Origin of the sequence: Echinicola vietnamensis DSM 17526, from assembly GCF_000325705.1 — a bacterium.
Lineage (GTDB): Bacteria > Bacteroidota > Bacteroidia > Cytophagales > Cyclobacteriaceae > Echinicola > Echinicola vietnamensis.
Map to the genome: position 1 here is coordinate 4,938,155 of NC_019904.1, position 12,905 is coordinate 4,951,059.

The window sequence follows — 12,905 nt, forward strand, 5'->3', positions numbered from 1 at the left end:
AGAGTCGCTAAGAACCTAAATGTTTGCTTAAGTGAACATTATAAATCAAATAACCTCAGCATTAAAGCCGGCTTTCTGAACTGTTTTCTTTACTTCTTCCGCATTGAGGTTTGAAGTTTCAACGGTAAGCACACGGTTTTCACTTTCAAGATTAACCTCCCATTTTTGAATGTCCTTTTCCTCGTTCAGGAAGGGCGTAACTTTGGAGAGGCACCCACTGCAATTAATGTTCGTTTTGAATTTTAAAGTATTCATTTTAAGTCTATTTTAAAGTTTGAAAATTTGATTTTTAAATCTTAGTTGTTTTCAATCTTAAACTATTGGCGACCACAGACACTGAACTCAGCGCCATTGCCGCCCCTGCAATCATTGGATCAAGCAAAAATCCATTAACTGGATATAGTATCCCAGCAGCAATAGGAATACCTATTACATTGTAAATAAAAGCCCAGAAAAGGTTTTGGCGGATTCCCTTCACAGTTTTGGAAGACAGCTTAAGGGCTTTGGGTATAGATTCCAGGTCAGAAGTGATCAGCGTCATTTTAGCCACGTCCATAGCTATGTCCGATCCGTGCCCCATAGCAATACTCACGTTTGCCTGTGCAAGCGCCTGCGAATCATTGATCCCATCACCCACCATCGCCACCACCTTTCCTTTGGATTGCAGTTCTCTTACAAAATCAGCTTTATCAGAGGGCAATACTTCTCCCTTAAAATCAGTCAGACCCACCTGGGCGGCTACTGCCCGTGCAGTTTGGTTGTTATCTCCCGTGAGCATATAAACCTCTACACCTAGTTTTTTCAATTTCTCAACAGCCGATCTGGATGTCGCCTTTATCTTATCAGCTATTGCCAAAACTGCCAGCACCTCTACATCATCTGAAAAGAAAACCACGGTTTTTGCTTCCTTTTGCCACTCACCTGCTTTTTGCTGGATGTGCTGCGGGATATTTATTTGATATTCCTGCATCAGTTTTCCATTACCGATATAGTACGTCTTACCTGCAGTATCAGAGGCCTTCACCCCCTTTCCGGTGAGGCTGTCAAAGTCCTTTAATGTTTCCCGTTGAACACCTTTTTCTTTTAGTTTTTTCACTACCGCATCGGCCAATGGATGCTCAGACTGTGTCTCCAGAGCAAGCAGCACAGCCGCATGATAGGCTTCATGTGCCTTCTCCGACCAATACAGATTGGTAACGGTAGGTTTACCTTCTGTGATGGTGCCGGTTTTGTCCAATACAATAGCATTAACCTTATGGCCAAGTTCCAAGCTCTCAGCATCTTTGATCAGGATATTGTTTTCTGCTCCTTTTCCTACTCCTACCATAATGGCCGTAGGGGTAGCAAGTCCCAAAGCACAGGGACAGGCAATCACCAACACTGCTACCGAGGTCAACAGGGCATGGGTGAATGCATCATCCCCGCCCACCGTCATCCATACGATAAAGGTAAAGATGGAAATCCCCATCACCACCGGCACAAATATCCCGGCGATCTTGTCCACGAGTTTCTGCACCGGAGCTTTGCTGCCCTGGGCTTCCTGCACCATTTTGATGATCTGTGAAAGCAGGGTTTCTCCTCCTACTTTCTCGGCCTCAAACTGGAAGCTCCCTTTCTGGTTAACGGTGCCGGCAAATACTTTATCCCCTTTGATTTTAGCCACCGGTACCGGTTCACCAGTGATCATGCTTTCATCTATATAGGAACTACCGGACAAAACTGCCCCATCCACCGGAATTTTCTCTCCCGGGCGTACCAAAATCGTATTTCCTTTTTGGACCGACGCAATCGGGATTTCCAGCTCTTCGCCGTTGATAATGGCTCTCAAGGTTTTGGGCTGCAGTCCCATCAACTTTTTAATCGCGGATGAAGTATTTGACTTGGCTTTTTCTTCCAACAGCTTCCCTAAAGAAATGAAGGTAATGATAACAGTAGCCGCCTCGTAGTACACATGTGGATGAATGCCTCGGGCGTGCCAGAAATCTGGAAAAAGAGTATTGAACAAACTGAAAACAAAGGCAATACCTGTACTTAATGCTACCAAGGTATCCATATTCGCCTTACCGTGTTTGGCTTGCTTGAAGGCATTAATAAAAAAGTTTTTGCCGAAATAAAACAGGATGGGGATGGTAAGCAGCAACGAAATCCATTGTCCCGGCATCCAGTTCATATAAAACATGCCCAAAATAAATACTGGAAATGTCAAAAGCGCAGACCAAATGGTTCGATTACGCACCTCCAGATAGTGTTGGCGCTGTCTTTCTTCCTGAGCCTGAGAAGGGTTTTCCTCATCGATGATAAGGTCATAACCGACACTTCGCAGGGCATTTTGCAAATCAAGCGGACTAACAGATGGATCGTGTTCTACCAATACGGAGTTGGAAGCAAAATTCACACTGGCTTGGGAGACCCCATCGATATGGGATAAAATGGACTCCACACTTGAAGCACAGGACGCACAGGTCATTCCAGTCACTGGAAATGATTCCTTCTTTACGGTTTTTCTTGGTGCAACGATTGTATCCATGAGAATAAAATTCTTTGTTTGTATGATACAAATGTCACATCAATTGACTTAAAATATGTTACAGTATTTTGGGGTACATTTTTAAGATTTTGCTTAAATACTATCCAAATCTCGATGCCCTGGTTGATGCATGCTTTTAAACTGGGTAGGAGTCATCCCTGTTTCCTTTTTAAACTGGGTGGATAGGTAAGCTGTACTGCTGTAATTCATCAAAAAGGCAATTTCTGACAGGGTCAACTCATCATAAAAAAGCAATTCCTTTACTTTCTCAATTTTCTGCAAGGCTATAAACTTCTCTATGGTAACCCCCTCTACGGAGGAGAAAAAACGGCTCAAATACGAATAGTCATGGTTTAGCTTATCTGAAAGAAAGGTGGAGAAATTTTCTTTCAGTGGCTCTTTATTATAATGGATTTGTTCAACAATCAATGTTTTGATGCGGGAAATAAGACTGGACCGTCCTTCTTCCAGCAATTCAAAACCAATTTTTTTTAATTGCCCGGCGAGCTTATTTCTTATTTCAGTCCCTAATTCATCTGATAAGGTTACCTGTCCTAATGCTACCTCCTGGGCTTCAATCTGCAAATCTTCCAAAATTTCCTTCACTGCCAGGATACAACGGTGGCACACCATGTTCTTAATATGGATTGTTACTTTATTCATTAATCTCAAGATTTATATCGTGTATTATGTGTTATAACCTGTTAATTAAACTTCAATCTCAACAACTGTGCGTTGGCGGCACAAACAATGGTGCTAAGGCTCATCAACGCAGCACCTATGGCCGGATTTATCATGATCCCCTCAGAAAATAACACTCCTGCGGCCAAGGGAATGGCAATCACATTGTAGCCTGTTGCCCATATAAGGTTCTGAACCATTTTATTATAGGTTGCCCTTCCAAATATGATCAGACGACTGATATCCTCAGGACTGCTTTCAGTAAGAATAATGTCTGCCGTTTCAGCGGCTACATCTGTACCGGATCCCACGGCAATCCCAATATCCGCTTTGGCCAATGCAGGTGCATCATTTACCCCATCACCGGTCATCGCTACGTATTCTCCCTTGGACTGTAGTTTCTCAATAAGTTCTGACTTTTGATGCGGCAGTACTTGGCTGAAGTAGCCATCAAGTCCGAGTTCATCAGCCACTGCTTTGGCGGTTTGTTCATTATCCCCAGTAGCCATCAATACCTTAATGCCCTGTTCCTTGAGCAATGCGATGGCCCCTTTACTTTCCTTTCTAATTTGATCAGCCAAAGCAATAAATCCTATCAGTTCCCCTTCCTTAAGGACAAATACGATAGTCTCGATTTGGTCAGTCATAGCTCCTTCAGGCAAGTCAAGACCTTGATCCTCCAGATATCCCGGACTGACGATCTGATAAATCACACCTCCAACCCTGGCACTTACCCCTCTTCCTTTTGTGGCACTGAAGCCTGAGGTCCGGGGAAGTTTGAGACCACGGTTTTTGCTTTCTTTCACAATACCTTTGGCTATGGGATGTTCCGAATGCTGTTCAATTGCTGCAACAGTTGATAACAGTTCATTCTGGGGCAGGCCGTACAAGCTTTCAATCCTGTTTACACCAAAATTACCTTCTGTCAGGGTTCCGGTTTTATCGAATACAATGGCAGAGATTTTTCGGCTGTTCTCAAAAGCTGTCCGGTTTCGTACCAACAAGCCGTTTTTGGCCGATAAGGCCGTCGAGATCGAAACCACCAGAGGTACAGCAAGACCCAGGGCATGCGGGCAGGTGATGATCATTACGGTAACCATTCGTTCAAGGGCAAAATCCACGCCCTGTGAACTAAAAAAAGACCATGCGATAAAAGTGACTATTCCCACACCTATGGCAATATAGGCCAACCAGCTTGCTGCTCTATTGGCAAGATTTTGCGTTTTTGACTTGGTTTGTTGGGCTTCTTCCACCAGTCTGATCACTTTGCTAAGATAGCTGTCCTCACCGGAGGATTTTACTTCCACTTTGAGGCTGCCATCCCCATTGATTGCCCCGCCTATCACCTCATCCCCTTTAGATTTTTGCACGGGTTTGCTCTCTCCTGTAAGCGCGCTTTGGTCCAAATCACTTTCTCCGTCTATAATTTTACCATCAGCCGGAACTTTCTCTCCAGGCTTGATCAATATGATATCTCCTTTATTCAGCTCACTGATTTTTACATCATGCATTGTGTCCCCGTCCAATTTGTGGGCCTCAGAAGGCATCAGTTCTGCCAGTTTCTCAAGGGCCTTTGAAGCCCCCATTACCGAGCGCATTTCCAGCCAGTGTCCCAGCAGCATAATATCAATCAAGGTGACCAGTTCCCAATAAAAAACCATTCCTTTAAGGCCAAATACCACCACCGTACTGTACGTCCAGGCCACTGTAATGGCTATAGCGATCAAGGTCATCATCCCTGGTCCCCCTTCAGAAAGTTCCTCTTTGAGTCCCTTGAGGAATGGCCATCCACCGTAGAAAAATATAAAGCTGGACAAACCAGCCGCTACATAGTCCATTCCGGGAAAAGTGAATGAAAACCCAAAAAAATGCTGGATCATTTCCGAAAAAACCAATACTGGAATCGAAAGGGCACAATTGATATAAAAACGCTTCTTAAAGTCGCTTATCATGTGCTTATGATGATCATGGTGACCGGTATGATGGTGATGTTCAGACGAATGCTCCATTGCTTCCTGTCCACTTGGGTGGTGATCACTATGATGATGTTTGTGGTCTTTCATAGTTTTACAGTATTATCATTTTGATAAAAATTCCAGTCACAAGCCAAGCATAACAAACAAAAGCTAACCATTTGAGTATTTTCTCCAACATTGGGCTTTTCGGTGCCATCTCCTTATGGTATTTAACGTCTCTTCCTTTATAAAAACCGAAGTAGATCAAAATTCCGGACACTATAAAAAATGCAATATTTAGGAAGAAGGTGTAGTCAATCTTAAAATGATCGCTCTCGGTAATGCTTTTTCCCGAACTATCCGGTAAGAAGTCTAAAAAGCTGAAGCCATAGTGCAAGAGTAAGGCTGTGACAATAAGTGAAGTAAACAATAGAAAGAGTATGAACAATGACATCTTCCACCCATAGTACTTGGCATTGATCCTGAGTACCGGGAAGACGATGAGGTCGCTAAAAATAAAGGCCATGACTCCTGCAAAGCTTACTCCCTTGCCAAACAACAATGCCGCCAATGGAATGTTTCCCATGGAGCCTATAAAGGTTAGAAACGCAGCTACAGGTCCCACAATGACATGTTCCAGAAGGGTAAAAAAACCAAAAGTGTTTTGGCCTTCACCAGTATTAATAAAAAGTGTCTGAAAAAAGCTGTCCGGTACAAAAGCCGAAACAATGCCCGCAATCGTAAAGCCCAAGGTCACGTCTTTCCATACCATCTTCCACTCCATGGCATATTGTTTGCCTACTTTTGCCCAGTTTTTTTTGGATTGGACCTTTTCCTTAAAGGAGGATGATTCCGCCTGCTTGTCAGAGGAGCTGTCGAGGTTCTTCCTTGCCTTTTCAATTAGCCCGTTGGGCTTGATCAGGCGAATCAGCAACCAACTGCAAAGGATCAACAAAATCCCTCCGACATACTCTCCGACTACAAATTGCCAGCCCAGGAAAATCGATATGATAATTCCCAGCTCAATCACCAAGTTGGTCGACGCCAATAAAAAAGCAATAGAAGAAGCAAAACTTGCTCCCTTCTGGAAAAGGGATTTGGAGGTGGCCAATGCGGAGAAACTGCACGAACTGCTGATAAAACCGAAGAAGGTACCTAACAGTATACTTTTAGCCTTGGCATCGCCCATGGTTTCCTGCATACGCTTCTCTGTAACAAAGATTTGTATAAATGAACTTACAGCATAACCTAGGATAAAAGCCCACAGTGCCATCCAGAAAAAACCGGTACTGGTATACGCCGCTTCACCCCATTGTTTTAGAAAGTTGTCCATATTGATTTTATTTAGTGTTAAAATCTGACAGATAGTCCGCCTCCCCCACCAAAGCGGTTATCATAACCGGCCATCAATGAAAAATTTTTGGATAACAGGAATTCTCCGCCTGCATTCCAAACAATTTCCTGAGTATAGTTAGTATTACCTTCCAGGGTATTGACCCAACCCGCATCAAATTGGTATTCATAATAACCAAAAACGGAAAACCTGGGGAAGAGCATCAAAGATCGTCCGATTCCAATTCTTGGTCTTAATTCATTGTCAATTCTAATATCGACATCAAACATATACGGAGTAAACCATCGGATACCGGCTACTGCTGTGGTATTGATATCATCCAAACTATTTTGAGTGGTATTTTCAACATTTACTCCCCCAAATACACGCAGATAGTCATACATATAATATTCATAAGAAAACTCTGCTTCAAAGTTTTTATTCCAACCATACTCTATTGCCAGATTAAATTGGTTGCGAATGTTTGAGGATACTATATTAAATGCACCGGTATGGGTAGCGAGGTCTGCCATTCCCCAATTATAAAATTTATTGGTTTCATGCACCAGGTTAGAAACAGGATAGGGCTCCATTCTCTTATCTCTTGGGGTATCATAGCTCACCACTCGTGCCATACCTCCCATCATATGATAAAGGATGTGGCAATGAAAAAACCAGTCTCCATATTCATTACCATAGAATTCGATGGTTACTTTTTGCATTGGGGGCACATTAACAGTGTGTTTCAAAGGTGAGTAGTCTCCATTCTCATTAATTACCCTGAAAAAATGCCCATGCAGGTGCATGGGATGGTGCATCATGGTGAGGTTGTTGAAAGTAATTCTCGTTACTTCACCCTCATTAATTTTAATCTTGTCTGTTTCAGCAAGGGGGATTCCGTTTAAGCTCCATACATATCGACTCATATTTCCTGTCAGGTTCAGCAAAATATCTCGTACCGGAATATCCTCATTATAGGTGGTTTTATCCGGAGATTTCAAATAGTCATAATTGTACTCAGAAAACATATCCATCCCTTCCATTTGCATTTTGGAACCGTCATCTTTACTCTTAGCTTTCTTTCCCTGCATCTCCATACCAGCCATATTTTTATTTTGGGTATTACCATGTTCTTCATGCTTCATATCCATGTTATGATGTTCAGTCATCCCTGAGTCGCTCTGGTTCATATCCATTCCGCTCATTAATTCATCCATCTGCATTCCCCACCTTTTCATCATTTTCTCCGGCTCATCTTTTTTTGGCCTAAACTTTAATGCAGGTGCCCCCATCCTCATATCCATTTTTGACATCTGCATCATCATACCAATTTTATCTGGGCGGGGCACTGGCGGTGCCGAAAGGACATCACCGTTTCCTAAAAAAGCCGATGCAGTCCCTGATCCATCCTGGGCTGTAATCCGGAATTCCATCTTACTTTTTTTTGGAATAGTAACAATAAAATCATAAGTCTCTGCTATAGCAATAAAGGTTTTGTTATGTTCGATAGGTACCACATTTAAGCCATCTGCAGACACTATTGTAGGGTTTCCTCCTCCAAAGGTCATCCAAAATGAGGTAGAAGCTGCCCCATTTATAATCCGCAGCCTAACTTTTTCACCGGATTTGAAATCCGGGTAATCTTGCCTCTTTTCCCCATTTACAAGGAATGTAGGGTAATAAATATCGGCAATATCAGCGCCCTCCATTCTTTGTCGCCAAAACTCGAGCTGTGCACCCAGTGCACCCCGTGCAATAACCTGATTAAGGGGTGTGGCCGTTCCTTTTCTCCAGTTGTACCATTCAGTACCTCTTTTTAAAAACCGTAGTACGTCCATGGGTTTTTCATTGGTCCAATCCGAAAGGACCATCACCAATTCTTTATCATATTCAAGCACTTTTTCTTTCGGTTCGATCACGATAGAACCGTAAACGCCACTTTGTTCCTGTAGCATGGTATGTGAATGATACCAATAAGTGCCTGATTGTTTGATCGGAAATTCATATTTCAGGGTTTTCCCAGGTTGAATAGGCGGTGTGGTGAGATAAGGAACACCGTCATAAAAATTGGGAAGCAACAGCCCATGCCAATGAACAGAAGTTTCTTCCCTCATCTCATTCTTTACGTAAATTACTGCATATTCCCCTTCTGTAAAACGTAAGGTAGGGCCCGGAATCCCTCCATCAATGGTCATCCCCATCACCTCCTTCCCTGCTTTACTTACTTTTTCTTCCCTCAGGGTGATGGTATACTCTCTGACAGGTAGGTTTTGTGAGTTTCCTTCTACAGACTTCTCCATAAGGCTTTGTCCCCTGACAGAGAAGAATGAAATAGTTATGAAAAATAAAATAATATATGGTTTAATCGCATAGCTATTCATCATTGGTTGCTTTTAAGGTGGAAGTTTCAAAGGCTAATTTAAACTACATCTATGCTGTTCTTTCCAATCTGATCTAGCACTAAGATCCTTTACTAAAATAGTATAACTGACTATTTACCATTATGCACATTTAAGGTACTAAATTCCCTTGATGAAATTGTCCGATTTTTTCTAAATCAGTTAAACAGGTGATGATGGATTCAAACTTAGGGGATATGGTGAACCAACTTTACAAATTATTTTTTTTTGGTTTTCAGGGCTGTGTACATTCCCACAGCCCTGAGTATAATTTATTCATCTTCAAGCACGGCTGTCTCGATGGAACCGATCTGAATCTTACCCTTGCCGTCAACCATTATCCCCACAAACCCATTGGCCATTTTATCACCATGTCCATGAGTAACGGTCTTTTCATCAACATAACCTTTAAAATGGGTTCCTGCTGCCGTTACCTTTAGCGACATCCAGTCATTGCCGGAATCAAAGTCACCTTCATCAAATACATCTTCCTGCCCGTTTACCACTCTTCCCAGTTTCATGTTTTGGCCTTTTATGGCTATAAAATCATAACTGGTAAGGTCTTTGGCATGATGTATCAAGCTGATGGTACCTGTAAAGTCAAGCTTTTTCAATTTTACGATCATGCCCACATTCCCATATTGATTATGGAAAACAAAGGCAGCTGGCGTGCCATCGGAATCTAGTTCAAGAACCTGTTCACCATCAACTTCTTTTACAACCGGATTGATATTTTCCAAATTTCCTGTAATAAAATGAAAGTCTGATTTTATAAGATCTATTCCATTTCCACTTGGGGTCCAGGTCTTATTTTGTCCCATTTTCATTTCAGCATGAGTACCATGACCATTACCTGATGTTTCCCCATGTGAATGTGTCTCTTCTTTTTGATGATGACCCTTTTCCTTCATTTCTAAGTGTTCCTGTCCCTCAGCCTCGGCTTGTTCACTTTTTTTATCCTGTGAACAAGATGTAATGCCTATCATTACCGAAAGCAAGGCGCCTGAAAAAAATAATCTTGTATTATTATTCATGACTTTAAATTTTTGTTTGTTTAATTTTATTTTTTAGTTCCTACACCATATTTATATACCAGTTTGCCTCCAAGATCCGCAGTTTTAGTCACCATACCCATACCTGCCAATCCCAGTATGAAAAGAAGAACAGCCAACCACCTGTTCCTGTCCCTCTGTATCCAAAAAAGAACAAGACGGATTATCGCATAAGCCGAAAGAAAGTAAAAAGTATACCTCCCCCAATCAGAATGGTTTCCTGCAGTTATTTCTCCCTGCATGGGTACAGAAACCATATCTATCGCCTGTGTTCCACTTAGATAAGCCGCAAAACCTCCTAGTGCTCCCATAGTATATAAAGTGACCGTCATATTCCTGATCCAGCTTTTGGAGCAGAATAATAAAATCAGGTCAGCAATGACGGCCACAGACCACAACACTATCGGGAAATGGATGATCATTGGATGAATGTTGGGTGCCCATTCGGGCCACAAAACCTCCATAGTTTCTTATTTGATCGTTTCCTTCACACTCCCACATTTCAGCATTTTATCGCCAAAATATGGATTCTTGATTTCCCTTTGGCTTGATAGCCAATAAGCACCGGTATTTCCATTGGCCATCGGGCAGTAATCCAGGTATACCTCACCCTTTGAAGGAGCATTTGCTTTAACCAAAACGGCCATTTCTTTACTCAATGAGGCAAAGGCTTTCCGTTGGTCATCGAGATTGGAAGCTGAGGCTATTTTACCTGCTTCCTCCTGCACTGTTTTCGCATCCTTTACAGATTCTAAAGACTGTTTAAGCTTCTCCGCAGCCTTTTGGACTTCTCCGGACTGTGACGCTACTAGAGCATCTTTAAGGGCTATATAATGGCTATAGGTACTTCCCACCTCTTTGTTTTTAAACACAGGTTCTATGTGTTGGGCCATTTTTTTCTTATCTCCATGATTGCTATGGTCATGTTGTGCATAAACCCCAAGGCTGATTAAAGCCATTACCGCTACCAGCAGCGCTTTTTTACTCATTACATTTTTCATTTTGTTGATTTTTATAGGTTAAACATTTGTAGTAGGGCTATACCGACCACTATAAGGATTACTATTCCCCATATGATCCGAAAAGCCCATATTTTTAATTTTGAGGGAGGATTTTCATCCCCCGTTTTGCAACATTCCTTCATTTGATGGTTGATTTCACCTCACCACAAGTGAGCATGGCCTCTCCGAAATACGGATTGCGAATCTCCTTTTCGGTGCTGAGCCAAGTGGCTCCTCTATTATTGTCAGCCATGGGACAGAACTGGACATGGAGCGTTTTCTCAAAGGGATTAAAAGCCCTGGTCAAATCAATCATCCCCTCAGACACCTGTTGAAATGCTTTACGCACGGCCACTAAGTCTTTCATGTGCGGTACATGTTGTATAGCATTTTTTAAATTACCGCTATAGTTCATCCAGGCATTATGTGATTCTCCGGTAAATACGGACATGTTTACTGCATCTAGTTTTCCTTTCAACTCATTCGCAGCGTTCTGCGCCCCAGACAAATTATCAGCCACTAGTGCCTCTTTAAAATTCAGGTATGGTTCATAAAGGGGTTTTAGCGCATCTTTGGCCTTTTGGTTGATTGCTATCGGTTTAACTTCTTTTTGCTTCCCAGGTACTGAGCTTGAAGAAGAAGCCAGCATCTCCATGTCTCCCTGCCCGTCCGGCAAGTGGGCGTGATTGTGCCCGGTCATGGTGGGACCGCCTTCAGGATTCATCATGCTGGGTTTCCCCACTAGCTGCGCAGCTGCGTCTATACTGAAGGTACCATTCACGGCTATTTCCTCCCCTTCTTGTAGTCCACTCTCCACTATAAAGCTGTCGCCTAAACCAGGTCCCAACATTACCTCCCGCATGATAAAATTCACGCCACTTCCAGAAGTGTTTTTCACGTATACCACAGAACGCTTCCCCGTCCACATAACGGCGGTTTTCGGAATGACAACAGTGTTTGCCTTATTAGGCAGCATTGCTTCCACTGTCCCTGATACAAACATTTCAGGTTTTAGTTGATTGTCATTGTTGCGCACTTCCACCCGCGCCTTTGCTACCCTGGTCTTTGGATCAATTACAGGATCTAAAAAGCTTATCTTGCCTTCAAACGTTTGGCCCGGCAATGATTGAACGGTAAACCGCACCTGATCTCCCTTACTTATCCAGGACATTTCCGACTCGTACACATCAAACAGCACCCATACACGGGATAAATTGGCAATCTCATAAACAGGCTCTCCTCGTTTGATGTAGTCACCCACGATGACATTTTTATTCAACACATACCCTGAAATGTCTGCTGTGATGGGAAAATCATCGGAAGGACTTCCCCTTTCTAATATTTTATCTATCTGACCGTCCGAAAGCTTCCAGTTTTTAAGTTTTGTCCGAGCCGATTTAAATAATTGTGGCTGCGTCTCTTTGATCTTCTGCGCTTCAAACAATTCTTCCTGGGCAGTCACTAATTCGGGGGAATAGATATAGGCAATTACCTGCCCCTTATTCACATATTCACCTGTGAAGCTGACATTGAGCCGTTCAATCCTCCCTGAAATATGACTGGATTGAGAAGAAACTAGCCGCTCATCTTCCTGCACCTTACCGTTCAGTCTAACTGTTTTCACCGGATCCATAGTACCTACTGCGGAAGTTGTAATATTCGCCAGTTGCATCGCTGTCGGTGACATGCTGATGGCCATAGGATCAAGTACCTCATTTTGATCTTCTTCCAATGGGATCAAGTCCATTCCGCAAATGGGGCAATCCCCAGGTTCGCTCTGTTTGATCTGAGGGTGCATGGAACAGGTCCATACCGTTTCCCCAGCTTCCTCAGCAGTGTGTTGGTGTTCCTTATCCCTGTTGTTTTCAGACGAACCTCCAAAAATAAGCCAGCCGAGTAGCACGCCCGCCACCAGGGTGGACAGTGCAATGAGTATTATTCTTTTATCCGTATTCAT

The 12,905-nt window shown here is 42.8% G+C and carries 10 protein-coding genes; all 10 read right to left on the reverse strand.

The window, feature by feature from the left end:
- Positions 1–45 precede the first annotated feature (45 nt).
- The 10 genes from ECHVI_RS20070 to ECHVI_RS20115 all read right to left on the reverse strand — a co-directional run bounded on the left by ECHVI_RS20070 (position 46) and on the right by ECHVI_RS20115 (position 12,905).
- The gene (locus tag ECHVI_RS20070; RefSeq protein ID WP_015267860.1) at positions 46–255 is read right to left on the reverse strand and encodes a heavy-metal-associated domain-containing protein; all 210 of its coding nucleotides are present in this window, start codon (positions 253–255) and stop codon (positions 46–48) included.
- A 34-nt stretch (positions 256–289) separates the two neighbouring features.
- The gene (locus tag ECHVI_RS20075; protein WP_015267861.1) at positions 290–2,527 is read right to left on the reverse strand and encodes a heavy metal translocating P-type ATPase; all 2,238 of its coding nucleotides are present in this window, start codon (positions 2,525–2,527) and stop codon (positions 290–292) included.
- 93 nt (positions 2,528–2,620) lie between these two features.
- A complete protein-coding gene (locus ECHVI_RS20080) occupies positions 2,621–3,190 on the reverse strand; it encodes a helix-turn-helix domain-containing protein (RefSeq protein ID WP_015267862.1) in 570 nt (189 codons plus the stop codon).
- 41 nt (positions 3,191–3,231) lie between these two features.
- On the reverse strand, positions 3,232–5,271 hold the full coding sequence (locus tag ECHVI_RS20085) for a copper-translocating P-type ATPase (protein WP_015267863.1): 2,040 nt from the start codon (positions 5,269–5,271) through the stop codon (positions 3,232–3,234).
- A gap of 4 nt (positions 5,272–5,275) precedes the next feature.
- The gene (locus ECHVI_RS20090) at positions 5,276–6,496 is read right to left on the reverse strand and encodes a permease (RefSeq protein ID WP_015267864.1); all 1,221 of its coding nucleotides are present in this window, start codon (positions 6,494–6,496) and stop codon (positions 5,276–5,278) included.
- Between the two features lie 17 nt (positions 6,497–6,513).
- On the reverse strand, positions 6,514–8,877 hold the full coding sequence (locus ECHVI_RS20095) for a multicopper oxidase domain-containing protein (RefSeq protein ID WP_015267865.1): 2,364 nt from the start codon (positions 8,875–8,877) through the stop codon (positions 6,514–6,516).
- A 290-nt stretch (positions 8,878–9,167) separates the two neighbouring features.
- Positions 9,168–9,929 carry a hypothetical protein gene (locus ECHVI_RS20100; protein WP_015267866.1) on the reverse strand — a complete coding sequence of 254 codons (762 nt, stop codon included), beginning with the start codon at positions 9,927–9,929 and terminating at the stop codon, positions 9,168–9,170.
- 26 nt (positions 9,930–9,955) lie between these two features.
- On the reverse strand, positions 9,956–10,411 hold the full coding sequence (locus ECHVI_RS20105; RefSeq protein WP_015267867.1) for a DUF2231 domain-containing protein: 456 nt from the start codon (positions 10,409–10,411) through the stop codon (positions 9,956–9,958).
- A 6-nt stretch (positions 10,412–10,417) separates the two neighbouring features.
- Positions 10,418–10,948, reverse strand: coding sequence for a DUF3347 domain-containing protein (locus ECHVI_RS20110; RefSeq protein WP_015267868.1), 531 nt, complete (start codon positions 10,946–10,948; stop codon positions 10,418–10,420).
- Between the two features lie 139 nt (positions 10,949–11,087).
- The gene (locus ECHVI_RS20115; protein WP_015267869.1) at positions 11,088–12,905 is read right to left on the reverse strand and encodes an efflux RND transporter periplasmic adaptor subunit; all 1,818 of its coding nucleotides are present in this window, start codon (positions 12,903–12,905) and stop codon (positions 11,088–11,090) included.